Here is an 18637-nt window from a genome sequence, read left to right on the forward strand (position 1 = left end):
TCCCATGTCCCATCGCTCACGCATCCCCTTAGTGGTCGCGGTCGCCCTGGTGGCCTCGATGTTCACCGTGCCGGCCAGGGCCGCCGACGAGCCGCCGTTCAGAGACCCGGCCCTGCCGCTGGAACAGCGGGTCGCCGACCTGCTCGGCCGGCTCACGCTGCCGGAGAAGCTCGGCCTGCTGCACCAGTCGCAGAAGGCCATCCCGCGGCTCGGCATCCCCTATCACAAGAACGGCACCGAGGCCCTGCACGGTGTCGCCTGGTCCAACGACCTGAACGACAACTGGAACCAGAAGCTGGCCAGCGGCACCGTCTTCCCGCAGGCCCTCGGCCTGGCCAGCACCTGGGACCCGGAGCTGATCAAGCGGGTCGGCTCGGCCGTCGGCGACGAGGCGCGCGGCTACAACGCCACCGATCCCGTCCTGTGGGGCCTGCAGCTCTGGGCGCCCGTGGTCGACCTGCTGCGCGACCCGCGTGCCGGCCGCAACGAGGAGGGCTACTCCGAGGACCCGCTGCTGACCGGGGCGATCTCCACCGCGTACGGCAAGGGGCTGCAGGGTGACGACCCGTTCTACCTGAAGACGGCGCCCGTCCTGAAGCACTACCTCGCCTACAACAACGAGGTCGACCGCAGCCTCACCTCCTCCAACCTGACGCCCAAGCTCAAGCACGAGTACTACGAGCAGGCGTTCAAGGCCGCCATCTCGGCCGACGCGGCGACCGGCGTCATGGCCTCCTACAACCTCGTCAACGGCCGGCCCAACCACGTCAACACCGACCTGGACAAGGTCGTCAGATCCTGGACGGACAAGACCCTCTACAACGTCAGCGACGCCTGGGGCCCGCACGCGCTCACCGACCTGGAGAAGTACTTCGACAACAAACCCGAGGCCTTCGCCGCGGTGCTGAAGTCCGGCCAGGACAGCTTCACGATCGACGGCAGCAACGACGCGCCACTGGTCGAGAACCTCACCGCCGCGCTGGACCGCGGTCTGATCACCGAGGCGGACGTGGACAGAGGTGTCAGCCACGCCCTGTCCATCCGCTTCCGCCTGGGCCACTTCGACCCGGACGGCGGGCCGTACAAGCAGATCTCCCCGGACGTGATCAACAGCCCGGCGCACCAGAAGCTCAACCGCGAGACCGCCGGCAAGGCGGCGGTGCTGCTGAAGAACTCCGGCGTGCTCCCGCTGAAGGCGCCCAGGTCGGCCGCCGTGGTGGGCCCGCTGTCCGGCAAGCTCTACAGCGACTGGTACGCGGGCACCATGCCCTACCAGGTCACGCCGCTCGACGGCGTCAAGGAGCGCGTCTCCGACGTCACCACCGGCGAGGGCCTCGAACGCGTCGCGCTCAAGCACGTCGAGTCCGGCAAGTACCTCACCGCCACCGGCACCGGCCCCGACGACAACGCCGCGCTGACCGACACGACGCCGACGGCCGCCTCGCAGTGGGACGTGACCGACTGGGTCGCCGGCATCTCCACCCTGCGCAACGCCGGCAACGGCAAGCTGCTGGGCGGCGACTGGCGCTCGCTCGACACCGACGACAACGAGCCCAACGGCTGGTACGTCCAGCAGCAGTTCGCGCTGGAGCGCCAGGCCGACGGCACCTACCTCGTCAGGTACGCCGGCTTCGAGAACGTGGAGAGCTGGTACGGCCTGCCCGACCCGTACGTGACCGTCAACGCCGACGGCACGCTCGGCCTCGCCCCCAAGGCGCAGGCGGCCCGCTTCGCCAAGGAGATCGTCGCCGACGGCATCGCGGCGGCGGCCGAGCAGGCGCGCAAGGCGGAAGTCGCGGTCGTCGTGGTGGGCAGCCACCCGTGGGTGAGCGGCCGCGAGTTCCACGACCGCCCGGACCTGCGGCTGGGCGACGGGCAGAAGCGGCTGATCGAGGCCGTGCGCAAGGCCAACCCGAAGACGGTCGTGGTGCTGGAGACGAGCTATCCCGTCATCGTGGACGCCCCGACGCTGCTGTGGACCACGCACGCGGGCGCCGAGACCGGCCACGCGATCGCCGACGTGCTCTTCGGTGACGTCAACCCGGCCGGGCGGCTCACCCAGACGTGGTACGGCTCGGACAAGCTGCCGAGCATCCTCGACTACGACCTGGCCAAGACCGGCATGACGTACCTCTACCACAAGGGCGGGACGCTCTACCCGTTCGGCCACGGGCTCAGCTACACCACCTTCGGCTACCAGGATCTGCGCGCGCAGGGCGAGCGGGTGAGCGTGAAGGTCACCAACACCGGCAAGGTCAGGGGCGAGGAGGTCGTCCAGCTCTACACCCACCAACGCGAGTCCCGCTTCCAGCAGCCGCTCAAGCAGCTGCGCGCCTTCCAGCGGGTCACGCTGAACCCCGGCGAGAGCAAGACGGTGACCTTCCCGCTCAAGCGGTCGGACCTGGCCGTGTGGGACCACACCAGGGACAGGTGGGCGGTGGAGTCGGCCACCCACGACATCCTCGTCGGCTCCTCCTCCGACCGCATCCGCCAGCGCGCCACGCTGCGGGTCAGCGGCGAGACGATCCCCGCCAGGGACCTGACCAAGACGACCAGGGCGATGAACTTCGACGCCTACTCGGGCGTCGCGTTCGCGGACGAGAACAAGGTCAGCGGCGACGTCGTCGCCGGCTCCGACGGCGACTGGATCTCCTTCACCGACGCCGTCCACGGTGGCCGCCTCACCGCCTCGGTCGCCTCGGTGGCGGGCGGCTCGATCGAGCTGCGCCGCGGCTCCCCGACCGGCGCCCTGCTCGGCACCGCCCAGGTGCCGGCGACGGGCGGCGTCTACGACTGGGCCACGGCCACCGCCGCGGTGAAGGCGGGCAAGGGTGATCTGTACGTGGTCTTCAGGGGTGACATCCGCCTCAGGGACCTGACCCTGGCCCGATAACGACCGGCGAGACGACAACGGCCGCGGGCCGGGGCCTCCAGCCCTGCCCGCGGCCTCGCGCGTGAACTGCTGGAAGGCCACGAGCCCGCCCGCACCCGCCACCGTCCTGCGCATGCTGCGTGACCACGACGAGGCCGCCGCGGCGCCAGCCCGGTTCGCGCGCCACCGGTATCGTTCGGAAGTCCCTGAACGTCTACGACGCCATATTGCGTTCATAGATTCGTCAACAGACTTAAGTTTGCCGGTCAGGACGGAATGTAAGGTCCGTATTGCAGTGACCGTGGATCTGAACGCAACAGGTGATCATGGCTGGTATTGCAATGGGCTCCGGGTGAATGCATACTGTGCAGCGGGTGTGCGGGCGCGGAGCTCCGCGCATGTCGACAGATAGGAGACGAGCACCGATGCCCGGAGGCAGACTGACCGGCCAGGATCGGCAGCACATCGCTGCGGGGCTGGCCGAGGGGCTCGGATACACAGAGATCGGCAAGCGCCTGGGACGTCCAGCCTCGACCATCATGCGCGAGGTCACCCGCAACGGCGGACCCGACGATTACGGGGCGGACCGGGCACACGAGGCGACACGGCATCGTGCGCGCCGGCACAAGGAGACTCCGCCTCCGGCTCCACCGATCCCCAACAGCGGCCATGGGCGCGATCCCCAAGCGGTGCAGGACTTCACGGAGTCCTTCACCGCTCTCCTCGTTCAGCAGGGGCTGCCCCGGATGATGGCCAGAGTGCTGACCTGCCTGCACATCGCCGACTCCGGCACCCTCACCGCCGCCGACCTGGTCCAGCGGCTCCGCATCAGCCCCGCGTCCGTCTCACACGCCGTCACCTTCCTCGAACAGCAGGGAATGCTCAGGCGGGAACGAACTCCCGGCGAGCGGCGCGAACGCTACATCATCGACGATGAGATCTGGCTCCGATCCCTCCTCGCATCGCTGCAGATGACCGACGCCCTGACTGCCGCGTCGCGGCGCGGAGCCGAGATTCTCGGAGCCGCCACCCCGGCGGGCGCCCGCTTCGAGTCCTCCGCCGAACTCCTTCTCCTCGTGAGCGAGTCCCACCGGCAGGCCATCGAGCAGTGGCAGCGGAGCATGGCCGCCCGGAACGCCGGGCGACAGTCATGAGCCCTCGTGCTTCCGGCGTGTATCCAAGGACCCGTCAACACCGGGCTGAGGAAGATCGCGCAAGGCCCTGCTGGCCGTAACCCGCTCTCTCGCGCTGCGCGTTCGCCTCCGGGGGCCTGTAGGGGTGGGTCGGCCTTCTTAAGTTCGTTGTGCGTCCAAACTATTGACCTCTTTTCCGGCGTGTGTGAGCCTCTTGGTGAGCTCATGCGCGAAGGCGCGGCGACGGTCAGGGTCCTGCAACCTGGTCGTGCATGGCGGTCATTTCTAGTCCTCGGGTGCCCTTCGGCGTGCCCGGAAAGGGAGAGCCGCTCATGCGAAAGGCATTACTCAGCCTGCTCGCGGTCGCCGCCTTACTGCTCGTCACGGTGGTGGTGCGGATGACGCCGGTCTCCGCCGTCGCGGCGGAGCCGTACTCGTACAAGAACGTCAGGATCGACGGCGGCGGGTTCGTGCCCGGTGTCGTCTTCAACCCGACGGAACGCAACCTGATCTACGCCCGCACCGACATCGGCGGCGCCTACCGGTGGAACCAGTCGTCGAAGTCCTGGACGCCGCTGCTCGACTGGGTCGGGTGGGACAAGTGGGGCTGGAACGGCGTGGTCAGCCTGGCCACCGACCCGGTGGAGACCAACCGGGTCTACGCCGCGGCCGGGATGTACACCAACGACTGGGATCCGAACAACGGCGCCATCCTGCGCTCCACGAACAAGGGCGACACCTGGCAGGTCTCGCCGCTGCCGTTCAAGCTCGGCGGCAACATGCCCGGTCGCGGCATGGGTGAGGCGCTGTCGGTCGACCCGAACAAGAACAGCGTGCTGTACTTCGGCACCCCCAACGGCAACGGCCTGTGGCGCAGCACCGACTACGGCGCCACCTGGGCCAAGGTGGCGAGCTTCCCCAACCCCGGCAACTACGCCCAGGACCCGAGCGACCCCAACGGCTACCTGAACCACCGGCCGGGCGTCGTCTGGGTGACGTACGACCCGCGCTCGTCGGCCAAGGGCGCAGCCACCAGGACGATCTACGTGGGCGTCGCGGACAAGGACAACACCGTCTACCGCACCACGGACGCCGGGGCGACCTGGGAGCGGCTGCCCGGCCAGCCCACCGGCTATCTGGCGCACAAGGGCGTGCTGGACACCGCCAACGGCTACCTGTTCATCGCCACCAGCGACACGGGCGGGCCGTACGACGGGGGCAAGGGCGACGTGTGGCGGTACGCGACCGCGACCGGCACCTGGACACAGGTCAGCCCCATCCCGTCCTCCAGCGCCGACGACTACTTCGGCTACAGCGGCCTGACGGTCGACCGGCAGGACCCGGGCACGCTCATGGTGGCCACGCAGATCTCGTGGTGGCCGGACGTGATCTTCTTCAGGTCGACCGACTCCGGCGCCACCTGGACCCGCGTCTGGGACTTCACCTCCTACCCGAACCGCAGCTTCCGCTACAAGATGGACGTCTCCCAGGTCCCGTGGCTGACCTTCGGCACCAACCCGCAACCGCCCGAGGTCACGCCCAAGCTCGGCTGGATGACCGAGTCGCTGGAGATCGACCCGTTCGACTCCGACCGGATGATGTACGGCACCGGCGCCACCGTCTACGGCACCGAGGACCTCACCCGATGGGACACGGGCGGCCAGTTCACGATCAGGCCGATGGCCAGGGGCCTGGAGGAGACCGCGGTCCTCGACCTGATCAGCCCGCCCAGCGGCGCGCCGCTGGTCAGCGCGCTGGGTGACATCGGCGGCTTCCGGCACGCCGACCTCGACGCGGTCCCGCCGATGATGTTCACCGCGCCGAACTTCACCTCGACAACCAGCCTCGACTACGCCGAGCGGAACCCGTCGGTGATGGCCCGGGCTGGCAACTTCACCGACGCCGACCGGCCCAACGACAGCCATGTCGCCTTCTCCACCGACGGCGGCGCCAACTGGTTCCAGGGCACCGAGCCGGGCGGCATCAACGAGGGCGGCACCGTGGCGGCGGCGGCCGACGGCTCCCGTTTCGTCTGGGCGCCCAAGGGCGTGGCGGTGCACTACTCGGTGGGCTTCGGCAACTCCTGGCAGCAGTCGCAAGGCCTGCCGACCGGCGCGATCGTCGAGTCGGACCGGGTCAACCCGATGAAGTTCTACGGCTACAGCGGCGGCCGCCTCTACGTCAGCACGAACGGCGGCGCCACCTTCACCGCCACCGCCGCCACGGGCCTGCCGACGGCGAGCGTGCACTTCAAGGCGGTGCCCGGCGCGGAAGGCGACATCTGGCTGGCGGGTGACACGGGCATGTACCGCTCCACCGACAGCGGCGCGTCCTTCACCAAGCTGCCGAACATCACCGCCGCGGTCAACGTCGGCTTCGGCAAGGCCGCCCCCGGCCGCACCTACATGGCCCTGTACGCGGTCGCGACGATCGGCGGGGTCCCCGGCCTCTACCGCTCCGACGACACGGGCGCGAGCTGGATCCGCATCAACGACGACCAGCACCAGTGGGGCAACATGGGCGAGGCCCTGACGGGCGACCCCCGCGTCTACGGCCGCGTCTACCTGGGCACCAACGGCCGCGGCATCATCTACGGCACCTCCACGGGCAGCACCCCGACCGTCACCCCCACGGTCACTCCCACTGTCACCCCGACTGTGACCCCAACAGTCACCCCGACCGTGACCCCCACGACGGGCGCGTCCTGCACCGCCACCTACGCCCAGACCAACCAGTGGCCGGGCGGCTTCCAGGCCACAATCACGATCAAGAACACCGGCCCGGTGCCCATCACCGGCTGGAAGGTCACCTGGACCTTCGCGGGCGACCAGAAGATCACCCAGCTCTGGAGCGGCACCCACACCCAGCCGGCCCAGACGGTGACCGTCTCCAACGCCGGCTACAACGGCGGCCTCCAGCCGAACGCCACCACCTCTTTCGGCTTCACCGCCACCTACTCGGGCACGAACATCCAGCCCACCACGCTCACCTGCACTCCGAGCTGACCGGACGACACCTCTGAGGGGCGATGACCTGCCGGCCGTCGCCCCTCAGACGGTGAAGCGGGCGCGCGTCACGGCGGGCCCACTCCTGAAGGCCCAGTGGACGCCGTGTTCTTCGGCGCTATGTGGCGGAGTCATCTGGGAATCGCTGGGGGAGGTTACGGTGCAGGAAGTCCCGCTCCAGCAGGAGCAGGTTCTCCGCGACATCCTCCTGGGCGGCCATGTGTGAGACGCCGGACAGTGGCAGGACGGTGTGCGGGCGGCCTGCGGCCAGCAGCGCGGCGGACAGTCTCAGCGTATGGGCGGCGAAGACGTTGTCGTCGGCCAGGCCGTGCAGGAGCATGAGCGGGCGGCGCAGGTTCGGGGCGTCGGCGACGATCGAGCTGCGGTCATATGCCTCAGGGTGCTGGTCGGGGTGGCCCAGGTAGCGTTCCTGCCAGTGGGTGTCGTACAGGCGGGCGTCGGTGACCGGTGCGCCCGCGATGGCGGCGTGGAAGACGTCGGGGTGGCGCAGTACGGCCGCGGCCGCCAGATACCCGCCGTATGACCAGCCACGGATGGCCACCCGGCCCAGATCCAGGTCGGGGAAGCGGCCGGCGGCCGCGTGCAACGCGTCGGCCTGGTCCTCCAGCGCCGCGCTCAGCTTGTCGAGGTGGATGGCCCGCTCCCAGGCCGGTCCCCGGCCCGGCGTGCCGCGCCCGTCCACCACCAGCACGGCGAAGCCCTGGTCGGCGAACCACTGCGAGACCGCGAAGTCGTCGAGTCCTCGCAGGACCAGGGCGCCCATCGGCCCGGCATAGGGGTTGAGCAGGACGGGCAGCCGCCGCGAGCCCGGCACGTGCCCGGTCGGGAACATGATCGCGCCGCGCAGCTCCCGCTTGCCCAGCGACACCAGTTCCACCTTCGGGCGCAGGACCGGGACCGCGCCGTTCGAGCCGATCCGCGTGCTCGCCCGCCCGTCGGTCACCGTGACGCGAACCCCGTGCCCCTCCAAGGTGCGGGTGACCACCAGCGTGACGCCGCCGGCGCGCGTCCCGGTGTGCAACCCCGGCTCGGAGGTGACCCTGACCAGCCCTTCGGCTCTGGAGTAGCTGTACAGGTGGCGTTCGGTCGGCTCGTCGCAGCACTGCGCCAGTACGGTGTCGCCGTCCACCGCCAGGATCCGCAGCACCTGCAGACCAGGCGGCGTGACCAGGTCGTCTCCCACCATCAGGCGGCGGGTGTCGTCGCGGTCCACCGTCCAGACCAGCTCCCCGCGCGCCGTGCGATCGGGTGCGCCGGGTACGAGCTCCAGCCAGGCGGCGTCGGTGTCCTCGCGTAGCAGGGTGGTGGCGCCCGTCTCGGGGTCGGCCGCCAGAACGCGAGTGGTGCGCTGGTCGCGGCTCTGCACCAGCACCAGCAGGCCCTGCCCGGTCCACGACACCGCCGCGACGTACTCGAACGCCGTCCTGTCCCACATCACTTCGGTGCGCTCCCCGGCCAGTGTGGTCAGCCAGAGCGTCACGTCGGCGTTGCCGGTGCCGGCCGCCGGATAGGCCATGGTCCTGGGCGGCCTCCCGGGATCGGCGGGCTCGGACAGGTGCCACTTGCTCACTCCGGCGTTGTCCACGCGCGCCACCAGCAGGCGCTTGCCGTCGGGCGCCCACCAGTAGCCCCTGTGCCTGGCCATCGACTCGGCCGCCACGTGCTCGGGCAACCCCCAGGTCACCTCGGGGCCGTCGGGCGTCAGCACCGGCCTGCCATCGACGTGCAGCGCGCCGTCGGACACATGGGCGACATGCTGCCCGGCCGGGTCAAGGCGCGGGTCGGAGCCGGCCGCACCGAGGGGGGTGATCGCGCCGGTCAGCAGGTCCACGGTGTGGAGCTCGCCGTCGAGCGCGTAGACGGCCTTGGTGACAGCGGCGTCGGTGGCGTAGGCGACGATGCCGCTCGCGCGTTCGCGGGTGCGTTCCCTGCGTGCGCGCTCCGCGTCCGACAATGTCGCGCCCGACGGGGTGCCGGGGTCCACGAGCAGACGTTCCTGCCCCGTGGCCACCGTCAGCGTCCACAGCCGGTTCACCGGATCGTCGCCGGCCGAGGACCTGAGGAAGACCACCCGGGCGCCGTCCGGGGAGATCGTGAAGTCCCTGGGGATGCCGAGCTTGAAACGGGCCGTGCGGGCATGCTGACGGGGAAGCGTGAGGGGTGGCATGGGGGATCATAGGCACGTCCACCAAGCTCGCCGCAAGGTGGGGCATTGCCGGACGACATCCCGATCTGGTCAGCCGGGGAAGGCTGACCCGCCACGAAGTGATGATCACCCCTTGACGGCGCCGATGAGCACCCCCTTGGTGAAGTGGCGCTGCACGAAGGGATAGATGATCAGGGCCGGGACCACGGCGATGACCACGATCGCCATCTTGATGGCCAGCGTCGGGGGAGCGTCGCCCGTCACCCCCGCCGTAGCGCTGGGCAGCGGGTTGGAGTCCACCACGTACTGCCGCAGGATCAGCGCCAGGGGCCACTTGCGGGTGTCGTCGATGTAGAGCATCGCGTTGAACCAGGAGTTCCAGTAACCGACCGCGTAGAACATCGCGACGACGGCGGTGACGGCCTTCGACATGGGCAGGACGATCCGCCACAGGATGCGGAACTCGCTCGCCCCGTCGATCCGCGCGCTGTCCAGGATCTCCCCGGGGATGCTCATGAAGAACGACCGCAGCACGACCACGTTGAACGCCGAGACGGCCGTCGGCAGGATCAGCGACCAATAGGTGTCCTTCAGCCCCAGGCCGCTCACCATCAGGTAGACGGGGATGATGCCCGGGAAGAACACGAACATCAGCAGCACGCTGAACAGCAGCGGCCGATGCAGGAACGACCCCGGCCGCGACAGCGAGTAGGCCCCGAGCACGCTCACGCCGGCGCTGATCAGCGTCCCCACGACGGTCACGCCCGTGCTGACCAGTACGGCCCTGCTGACCACGGTGTCGGAGAAGATCTGCTGGTACGCCTCGAAGGTGATCCCGTCGGGCACCAGCACGAGCCCGCCGACCCGGTTGACGGTGGCGGACGTGCTGAGACTGGTCAGCACGATCGTGTAGAGCGGCCCTAGCACGGCCACCACGATCAGCACGACCAGGGTGCCCTTGCCGAGCTGCCCGACCGGGGACGGCCGCTCCTCCCAGGGCGCCAGCCCGGAGGGCTTCCTGGGGCGGCGCCTGAATGCCAGGACTGTCATGATCTCGAATACACTCCTCGCTCGCCGAACGCGTGCGCCACCCGGTTGGCCGCCACGATGAGCAGCAGCCCCACCAGGCCCTTGAACAGCCCGGCCGCGGCGCCGTAGCCGAGGTCGCCGGTACGCAGGCCCGACCAGTAGACGAACGTGTCGAACACCTCGGACGCCTCGCTGCCGACGGCGCTGCGCTGCAGCATGAACTGCTCGAATCCGACGTTCAGTGCGTCGCCCAGCCGCAGGATGAGCAGCAGCACGATCACCGGTCGCAGCCCGGGCAGGGTGATGTGCCACATGCGCCGCCACTTGCGGGCGCCGTCCACCGCCGCGGCCTCGTACAGGTTCGGGTCGATGGTGCTGAGCGCGGCCAGGAAGATGATCGCGCCCCAGCCGGCGTCCTTCCAGATGGTCTGCGACGTGATCAGCAGGATGAACGTGTCGGAGTTCGTCATCCAGTCGACGGCTTCGCGGCCGTTCTCCCGCAGGATCTGGGCGAGCAGCCCCGCCCCGCCGAACATCTGCTGGAAGATGGCCACGACCAGCACCCAGGAGAAGAAGAACGGCATGTAGACCACGCCCTGCACGAACGCCCTCAGCCGGGCCGAGGCGAGGCTGTTCAGCAGCAGCGCCAGCATGATCGGCACGGGGAAGTAGAAGACGAGCTGGAAGGCCGTGATCGACAGGGTGTTCACGATCGCGCGCAGGAACTGCGGGTCCTGGAAGAGCAGCGCGAAGTTGGTGAACCCGATGATCGGGCTGCCGGTGATGCCGCCGGTGTAGGGGTTGTAGTCCTGGAACGCGATGAGGTTGCCGAGCGCCGGGATCCACCAGAAGCCCAGGACCAGCAGCAGCATCGGCAGGTTCATCAGCAGCAGCGGCCAGTCCCTGTGCAGCTGGGCCCGCCAGGACGGCTGATGCGGCGAAGCGGCCGGTCCCGGCGGTGTGCCGCCGCGCCGGGCTGCCCGCTTCGTCGTCAGCGTGCCCACGATGGCCCGCTCGCGGTCATGTGAAGCGCCTTGCGGATGTCACAGCCTGCCGTTCTCTCGGGCGACCTTCATGTAGAAGTCGCGCGCCTCGTTCCCGCCCTGGTCCTGCCACTCCTTGACGATCTTCGGCCACTCGGAGACGGGTCGCTTGCCGCGGAAGATCTCCTGCATCTTGTCCTCGGTGGGCGTCGCCAGGCCGGCCATCTTGGAGGGCGTCTCCACGCGGATCCCCACGAACGGGTCGTTCTCCAGAACCTTCGCGGCCTGCGTCTGCCACTCGTGCAGGCCCTGGACCAGGCCCTCGTACTGGCTCATCGAGTTGGCGGGCGGCCTGCCCGACAGGAACATGTACGTGGGCGCGACCTCCTTGCGCCCGAGCCCGGTCTGCTTGATCTTGCCGTCCGCGACGTTGTAGTGCTTGCCTTCGACGCCGTTGGTGACCAGCTCGTACTCCTGCGTGCCGAACGGCGCCGAGCACCAGTTGGCCAGCGCGAGCAGCTCGCGCGTGCGGGCGTCGCCGAGTCCCTTCCTGATGAAGCAGAACATGCCGGCGGGCTCGTTGCGCCACATGATCGTTTTGCCGCCGGGCCGCGCCGGATAGGGGGCGACGACCCGCATGTCGAACTTCGGGTTGTCGGCCTGGAACCGGCCGAGGGCTTCGTGCCACGCGCCGAGCCCGTCGCGGTAGACGATCATCTGGCCGCTGCCGAAGATGCCCTTGTTGTCGGCGTCCTTGTTGGCCGCGATGTCGGGGTGGACGTGGCCGGCCCCGAACAGCTTGGCCATGAACTCGATGTGGGCGGCCCACTCGGCGGTCTCGTACTTGTACTCGAGCGTGCCGTCACCCTTCTTGCGCCACTCGCGCGGCGCTCCGAAGGCCCGCTGCATCTCCTGTTCCATGCCGCCGCCGAATGCCCAGCGCTTCTTCTTGGCGTCGGTGATGGCCTTGCCGAGCGCGAGCAGGTCGTCGCCGTTCGTGGGGTGCTGGAGGCCCAGCTCCTCCAGGATGTCCTGGCGGACGAAGGTCGCGAACGGGAACGGCTCGTTCTGCCAGGGGATGCCCTGCAGGATGCCGCCGAAGACGCCGAACTGCCAGGCCGCGGTGTCGTAGTTGGCCAGCATCGGGAACTCTTTGGCCTTGTCGCCCGCCAGGTACGGGGACAGGTCGGCGAAGAGCTTGTTGGCCGCCTCGGTGAAGTGGGCGATCTTGATGAGCTCCCAGCCTGGGACCTGGGTCATCTCCGGGACGTCGCCGCTGGCCAGCAGGGTGCTCAGTTTCTGGCCGTAGGTGTTGCCGTCGGAGATGTTGAACCGGACGACGCCTCCGAGGCGCTCGTTCACGGTGTCGTAGTAGGAGTTGTCGCCGATGCCCGGCGGCACCGTGCCCCACAGCGGTGTCATCGCCGTCACCTCCTTGCCGCTGGTCAGCGGCTTGGTGGTGACGGCCTGGACCATGGTGGCCGGGCGGGTCAGGAAGCCGGGCGCGACGAACTCGCCGCCGGCCAGGTCGGGCTTGAGTCCGGGGATCGCGAACGGGATCCGCGTCGGCACCAGGTTCTTGAGCTTGTCGGCCGCCACGGCGGTGCCCTTGGCGGGCGCTTTCTTCTCGGCGCAGCCAGCAACCAGAACGCTCGCACCGACCAGGCCGAGGAACCCGCGGCGAGTTGTCTGATCAGACATGGCTCGCTCCCTTCTCCGAGTGGGGATGGCCTCATACAATTAGTTGGTATTCCGCCCAAACAAATTAGTAGACTGTGACCGTAGCCACAAGGGAGCGTCACGGTCACAGGTTGGTGAAGGGAGCCCGCGATGCGGCATGCTGGGGTCACTTCTCGGTGGGAACGGGGCTGATATTGATCACATCCACGACCGGCCCTCAGCCGGCCGACTTCGCGGACGTCCGGGCCACCAATCTCGCCGTCGTGCTGAGGTTCGTGCGCGAGCACGCGCCCTGCTCCCGAGCCGACATCGCGGCCTCGACGGGGCTGAACAAGGCGACGGTCTCCAGCCTGGTCGCCGACCTCATCGACCGCCGGCTGGTGCGTGAGACGGGCCTGACGGAGAACCGGGTGGGCCGCCCGGCCACCATGCTCGTCCTCGACGGCTCCCCGTACGCCGCGATCGGCGTCGAGATCAACATCGACTACGTCTCCGCCGTCGCCACCGATCTGGCGGGGGAGCGGCTGCTGACCTGGCGGCGCTCCTTCAGCGCCGGCGAGTCGGTCAACCAGGGGGTGGCCGGCGTGGCCGCGATCGTCCGGCGGGTGGTCAACCGCATGGCCAAGGAGGAGCGCCAGGTCCTCGGCCTCGCCGTGGCGCTGCCCGGCCTGGTCGACGTGCAGGGCACCGTGCGCATCGCGCCCAACCTCGGCTGGTACGACGCCGACATCGGCGGCGATCTGGCCAAGGCGCTGCGCGATCCCGGCTTCACCATCCAGGTGGACAACGACGCCAACCTCGGCGCGCTGGCCGAGCAGCGTTTCGGCGCCCACGCGGGGGCCGGCGACCTGGTCTACCTCACCGGCGAGATGGGCGTGGGGGCGGGGGTCATCCTCGACGGCCGGCTGCGCAAGGGCGGCCTCGGCTACAGCGGCGAGATCGGCCACGTCCAGCTCGACCCCGACGGTCCCGAGTGCCGCTGCGGTCGGCGCGGCTGCCTGGAGGCGATGGCCGGCATCGGCGCCGTGCTGCGCCGCCGGGACCCGTCGCCGGCCGAGATCGAAGTGGAGATCGAGGAGGTGGTGCGCTCGGCCCGGGCGGGCGACGAGCGCACCCTGGCCAACCTCGCCGCCGTGGGCACGAGCCTGGGCCAGGGCGTGTCCATCATCGCCAACCTGCTCAACCCCGAGGTGGTGATCCTCGGCGGCTATTACGTCCCGCTCGCCCCGTGGCTGCTGCCCCCGGTGCGGGCCGAGGTGGCCGATCGGGCCATCGCGCCGCAGGCCGGCGGGTGCGAGGTGGTCGCCTCGACCCTCGGCTACGACGCGGCGGCGCTGGGCGGCGCGGCCAGAGTGCTCGACTCCATCGATTCGGGAAGATTGCCCGGCGGAATCTCACGAACCTCTTGACCTAGGTTCACAGGGGCGTGCACCCTTCATGAAACCCATCGAAACACCTCCGTAACGTATCCGGCCGGTCATCGAAGCGCTTCGACACTTTCAGAGGGATGGCCATGCACGAACCCTTCCGCGACCCCGAGATCCCCCTCCTCGACCGGATCGCCGACCTGTCGCGCAGGCTCACCCTCGAAGAGAAGGTCGGCCTGCTGCACCAGTATCAGGCGCCTGTCGAGCGGCTCGGCCTCGGCCCGTTCCGCACCGGCACCGAGGCGCTGCACGGCCTGGCCTGGTTAGGGCCCGCCACCGTGTTCCCGCAGGCCATCGGGCTGGCTTCGACCTGGGACCCGGACCTGGTCCGCAGGGTCGGCGAGGCCACCGGCGACGAGGTGCTGGCCTTCCACCACAAGGATCCGACCGGCGCCGGGCGCAACGTGTGGGCCCCGGTCGTCAACCCCTTACGCGACCCGCGATGGGGCCGCAACGAAGAGGGCTATTCCGAGGATCCCTGGCTGACCGGACTGATGGCGACGGCGTACGCCTCCGGCCTTCGTGGGAGCGCTCCCGTTCTCAAGACGGCGCCCACGCTCAAGCACTTCCTCGCCTACAACAACGAGACCGACCGCTGCGTGACCTCCAGCAACCTGCCGCCCCGGGTGCTGCACGAGTACGAGCTGCCCGCCTTCAGGCCCGCCATCGAGCAGGGCGCCGCCGTTGCGATCATGCCTTCCTACAACCTCGTCAACGGCCGCCCCGCGCACCTCAGCCCGCTGATCAACGAGGTGCTGCGGACCTGGGCTTCCGACGACATCCTGGTGGTCAGCGACGCCTACGCCCCGGCCAACCTCTTCGGCCTGCAGGCCTACCACGACACCCCCGCCGAGGCGTACGCGCACGCCGTCAAGGCCGGGCTCGACAGCTTCACCCAGGACGACGACCGCGTCGAGGCCACGCTCGGCCACCTGCGCGAGGCGCTGCGCCGCGGGCTGCTCACCGAGGACGACATCGACACGGCCGTGCGCCACGCGCTGTCCATCAGGTTCCGGCTCGGCGAGTTCGACCCCGCGACGCCGTACGACCACATCACCGAGGAGGTCGTCAACTGTCCCGAGCACCAGGACCTGGCCAGGGAGGCGGCCAGGCGCTCGTTCGTGCTGCTGGAGAACGACGGGCTGCTGCCCCTGGGCGAGGTCACCAGGCTCGCGGTGATCGGCCAGCTCGGCGACGAGCTCATGGAGGACTGGTACAGCGGCACCCTGCCGTACGCCGTCACCGCCCGCGGCGGGCTGGCCGAGCGGTGCGAGACGGTGTTCTGCGAGGGCGTGGACAGGGTCACGCTGACCGCCGAGGCCGGACCCGTGACGGCCGATCCGGCCGGCGGGCCGCTCAGCCTCGGCGCGTCCGAGGCCGACACCTTCGACGTCTTCGACTGGGGCGGCGGCGCCTACGCGCTGCGCGCCGTGGCCACCGGCCGCTTCGTCTCGGTCGACGACGGCGTCCTGGTCAACGACCAACCGGGGCCCAGCGGCTGGGAGGTGCGCCAGACCTTCCGCGTCGAGGAGCGGCCGCGCGGCTCGCTCGCCCTGCGCCACATCTCCACCGGCTGCTACGTCGGCGCGGCCGACGACGGCACGCTCTGCCTGGTCGACGACGCCGACCAGGCGCTCTGGCTGGTCATGGACGTCATCAGGAACGGCGCCCAGCAGGCCGCCGAGCTCGCCGCCGGGGCCGACGTCGCGATCGTGGTCGTGGGCGACCACCCGCTGGTCAACGGCCGCGAGACCGAGGACCGCAGCACGCTGGCGCTCGCCCCCGCCCAGGACGCCGTGGTCAAGGCCGTGCACGCCGCCAACCCCCGCACGGTCATGGTGGTCAGCAGCGGCTACCCGCTCACCTGGACGAGCACCGGTCCCCGGGCCGTGCTCTGGTCCGCGCACGGCGGGCAGGAGTACGGGCACGCCCTGGCCGACGTGCTGTTCGGCGACGCCGACCCGGAAGGGCGGCTCACGCAGACGTGGTATCGCTCCGCCCAGGAGCTGCCGGACCTGCTCGACTACGACATCATCACCGCCGACGCCACCTACCTCTACTTCCGCGGCACCCCGCGCCACCCCTTCGGCCACGGGCTCAGCTACACCGAGTTCGACTACGCCGGCCTGCGCGTCCGGCTCGCCGGCGGCGAGGTCACCGCCGAGGTCACGGTCACCAACACCGGGCCCCGGGAGGGCGTCGAGGTCGTGCAGTTCTACACGCATCAGCAGCGTTCGCGGGTCAAGCAGCCGCTGCGCCGGCTGCGCGGCTTCGACCGGCTGCGACTCGCGCCCGGCGAGAGCCGCATCGCGCGCCTGACCCTGCCGGTGAGCGAGCTGGCCTTCTGGGACGTGACCAGGAGCAGGTTCGTCGTGGAGAGCGCACCGCACCAGCTCATGGTCGGCCGCAGCGCGACCGACCTGCGGCTCAGCGCCCGATTCGAGGTCGGAGGGGAGACCATCCCACCCCGCCGGGGCCTGCTGCGCGCGGTGGACCACGACGAGTACGACGCGGTCACCTTCACCGACGCCGGCCGCGAGAGCGGCGAGGCCGTCCGCGCCGAGACCGAGGGCGCCTGGATCCTGTTCAGGCAGGTCGACCTCACCGGAGCCGCCTCCTGCCTGGCCGTGGCGGGCAGCACCGAAGGCGGGATGATCACCGTACGCCTCGGCGACCCCCTCTACGGCCGGTCGCTGGCGACGTTCCCGGTGCCCCGCACCGGCCGCTACGACCTCCCCGCCATCGCCGCCTCCCTTGCGGCGGCGCGGGGCGTGCACGATCTTTATGTCGTGTTCGAGAACGAAGGCGTCACGCTGACCCAGCTGGACTTCGGAGCCGGCGCTTGAGCGGGCGCTCGGTCACCATCGCGGAGGTGGCCAGGCACGCCGGCGTGGCCGTCAGCACCGTCTCCTACGTGCTCAGCGGCAAGCGGACCATCTCCGCCGACACCCGGCGGCGGGTGCTCGACAGCATCAGCGTGCTCGGCTACCACCCGCACGCCGGCGCGCGGGCGCTGGCCAGCAAGCGGTCCAACGTGATCGCGCTGGTGCTGCCGCTGCGCGCGGGCATGCACGTGCCGGTGCTGATGCGTTTCGCCAGCGCCGTGGTCACCGCCGCTCGCACCTTCGACCATGACGTGCTCCTGCTGACCGCGGACGAGGGCACCCACGGGATCAGGCGGGTGGCCGCCAGCGCGCTCGTCGACGCCTTCGTGCTCATGGACGTCGAGCTCGACGACCGCAGGGTGCCGCTGCTGCGCGACCTGGCCGAGCCCAGCGTGCTCATCGGCTTTCCCGCCGAGCCCGCCGGGCTCACCTGCGTCGACCTCGACTTCGCCGCCGCCGGCGCGCAGTGCGTCGCGCACCTCGCCGCCCGCGGCCACGACCGGATCGCGCTGCTCGGCGCCCCCGCGGTGGTCTACGAGCGCGGCACCGGCTTCGCCCGCCGCACCAGGGAGGGGTTCGTCGCGGCACTGGCCGACCACGGGGTCGGCGGGGTGGCGCTGCCGTGCGAGGAGACGTTCGACGAGGTGTACGAGACCGTGCGCGGCCTGCTCCACGACCAGCCGGGGCTGTCCGGGCTGGTCGTGCACAACGAGGCCGCGGTCGGCCACGTCCTCAGCGCGCTGCGCCAGCTGGGCAGGCGGGTGCCGCAGGACGTCGCCGTGATCGCCATCTGCCCGGACGACGTGGCCGAGCGGGCCAGCCCGCCGCTCACCTCGGTGCTCATCCCCGCCGAGGAGGTCGGCCGCGAGGCAGTCCGCCTGGTCATGGACAAGCTCGCGGGCAAGGTCGCGCCGCGGGCCACCCTCCTCACCCCGCACCTCGTCCAGCGCGCCAGCACCTGATCACATGGCCAGGACCACGCCGAACCCGATCAGAAGGGCCGCTGGGACGGCCGGGCCCGCCCAGGAGCTCCAGGTGGGTGCCTTGCCGCTGACCGGCATGGCGGGCCATCGGGTCAGTGCGGCGGCCGTCGCCGCGGCCAGGACGCCGCAGCCCAGGGCCCAGACGAACGGCGGGATGGCCGACCAGCCGCCGGCTCCGTGGGCCAGCCACAGGAACAGCGCCGCCCACAGCGCCCGGCTCACCACCGACAGGCGGTCCAGGCCGGGGGTGCGGAACGCCGAGTAGAGCAGCCCGAGGCCGGCGAAGGGGAAGAGGAGGCCGAAGGCGAGCTGCTGGATCGGCGGCCCCTCCTCGCCGCCGGGCGTGCTGACGCCGAGCAGGCGCAGGCCCACGTTCTCGACCCGCTTGTCGGTATTGCTCATGACCACCACACCGCGCCCAGCCGCCTTGTCGAAGGCGGCGTAGGTGGTGAAGCCGCCGGTCGCGCCGTTGT

General features: G+C 70.2%; 11 protein-coding genes. 6 read left to right on the forward strand and 5 right to left on the reverse strand.

Annotation, left to right across the window (positions count from 1 at the left end):
- Positions 1-4 precede the first annotated feature (4 nt).
- The 3 genes from V5E28_RS15730 (at position 5) to V5E28_RS15740 (ending at position 7010) form a co-directional block, all read left to right on the forward strand.
- Positions 5-2893, forward strand: coding sequence for a glycoside hydrolase family 3 C-terminal domain-containing protein (locus V5E28_RS15730; protein ID WP_336207624.1), 2889 nt, complete (start codon positions 5-7; stop codon positions 2891-2893).
- A 404-nt stretch (positions 2894-3297) separates the two neighbouring features.
- On the forward strand, positions 3298-4026 hold the full coding sequence (locus V5E28_RS15735; protein ID WP_336207625.1) for a GbsR/MarR family transcriptional regulator: 729 nt from the start codon (positions 3298-3300) through the stop codon (positions 4024-4026).
- A gap of 311 nt (positions 4027-4337) precedes the next feature.
- Positions 4338-7010 (forward strand): cellulose binding domain-containing protein, encoded by a 2673-nt coding sequence (locus V5E28_RS15740; RefSeq protein WP_336207626.1) that lies wholly within the window; start codon positions 4338-4340, stop codon positions 7008-7010.
- A 118-nt stretch (positions 7011-7128) separates the two neighbouring features.
- On the opposite strand, the gene V5E28_RS15745 is transcribed toward V5E28_RS15740, so the two are convergent.
- The 4 genes from V5E28_RS15745 to V5E28_RS15760 all read right to left on the reverse strand — a co-directional run bounded on the left by V5E28_RS15745 (position 7129) and on the right by V5E28_RS15760 (position 12890).
- Positions 7129-9198, reverse strand: a complete 2070-nt coding sequence (locus V5E28_RS15745; protein WP_336207627.1) for a S9 family peptidase — start codon at positions 9196-9198, stop codon at positions 7129-7131.
- 105 nt (positions 9199-9303) lie between these two features.
- Entirely contained in the window at positions 9304-10227 is a 924-nt protein-coding gene (locus V5E28_RS15750) for a carbohydrate ABC transporter permease (RefSeq protein WP_336207628.1), read from the reverse strand.
- Positions 10224-11210: an ABC transporter permease gene (locus tag V5E28_RS15755; RefSeq protein WP_442945820.1), complete on the reverse strand. Its 987-nt coding sequence runs from the start codon at positions 11208-11210 to the stop codon at positions 10224-10226. Before V5E28_RS15755 ends, V5E28_RS15750 begins: the two co-directional genes overlap by 4 nt.
- Positions 11211-11249: 39 nt before the next feature.
- Positions 11250-12890 (reverse strand): extracellular solute-binding protein, encoded by a 1641-nt coding sequence (locus tag V5E28_RS15760; protein ID WP_336207629.1) that lies wholly within the window; start codon positions 12888-12890, stop codon positions 11250-11252.
- Positions 12891-13063: 173 nt separating this feature from the next.
- Here V5E28_RS15760 and V5E28_RS15765 point away from each other — a divergent pair, with 173 nt between their 5' ends.
- The 3 genes from V5E28_RS15765 (at position 13064) to V5E28_RS15775 (ending at position 18143) form a co-directional block, all read left to right on the forward strand.
- Positions 13064-14278, forward strand: a complete 1215-nt coding sequence (locus V5E28_RS15765; RefSeq protein WP_336207630.1) for an ROK family transcriptional regulator — start codon at positions 13064-13066, stop codon at positions 14276-14278.
- Between the two features lie 104 nt (positions 14279-14382).
- Positions 14383-17142, forward strand: a complete 2760-nt coding sequence (locus tag V5E28_RS15770) for a glycoside hydrolase family 3 C-terminal domain-containing protein (RefSeq protein WP_336207631.1) — start codon at positions 14383-14385, stop codon at positions 17140-17142.
- Positions 17139-18143, forward strand: a complete 1005-nt coding sequence (locus V5E28_RS15775) for a LacI family DNA-binding transcriptional regulator (RefSeq protein WP_336207632.1) — start codon at positions 17139-17141, stop codon at positions 18141-18143. The genes V5E28_RS15770 and V5E28_RS15775 overlap by 4 nt, the downstream gene beginning before the upstream one ends.
- Here the strand turns inward: V5E28_RS15775 and V5E28_RS15780 are convergent, their stop codons facing one another.
- Positions 18144-18566 (reverse strand): hypothetical protein, encoded by a 423-nt coding sequence (locus tag V5E28_RS15780; RefSeq protein WP_336207634.1) that lies wholly within the window; start codon positions 18564-18566, stop codon positions 18144-18146.
- Between the last annotated feature and the right edge of the window lie 71 nt (positions 18567-18637).

Origin of the sequence: Nonomuraea sp. LPB2021202275-12-8, assembly GCF_037044575.1 — a bacterium.
Taxonomy (GTDB): Bacteria; Actinomycetota; Actinomycetes; order Streptosporangiales; family Streptosporangiaceae; genus Nonomuraea.

What these genes read in the sequence shown, in the direction of transcription:
- V5E28_RS15745 (WP_336207627.1), bottom strand. Translation starts at nt 9,198, where the DNA reads ATGCCACCCCTCACGCTTCCCCGTCAGCATGCCCGCACGGCCCGTTTC.
- V5E28_RS15780 (WP_336207634.1), bottom strand. Translation starts at nt 18,566, where the DNA reads ATGAGCAATACCGACAAGCGGGTCGAGAACGTGGGCCTGCGCCTGCTC.
- V5E28_RS15770 (WP_336207631.1), top strand. Translation starts at nt 14,383, where the DNA reads ATGCACGAACCCTTCCGCGACCCCGAGATCCCCCTCCTCGACCGGATC.
- V5E28_RS15735 (WP_336207625.1), top strand. Translation starts at nt 3,298, where the DNA reads ATGCCCGGAGGCAGACTGACCGGCCAGGATCGGCAGCACATCGCTGCG.
- V5E28_RS15730 (WP_336207624.1), top strand. Translation starts at nt 5, where the DNA reads ATGTCCCATCGCTCACGCATCCCCTTAGTGGTCGCGGTCGCCCTGGTG.
- V5E28_RS15760 (WP_336207629.1), bottom strand. Translation starts at nt 12,890, where the DNA reads ATGTCTGATCAGACAACTCGCCGCGGGTTCCTCGGCCTGGTCGGTGCG.
- V5E28_RS15740 (WP_336207626.1), top strand. Translation starts at nt 4,338, where the DNA reads ATGCGAAAGGCATTACTCAGCCTGCTCGCGGTCGCCGCCTTACTGCTC.
- V5E28_RS15750 (WP_336207628.1), bottom strand. Translation starts at nt 10,227, where the DNA reads ATGACAGTCCTGGCATTCAGGCGCCGCCCCAGGAAGCCCTCCGGGCTG.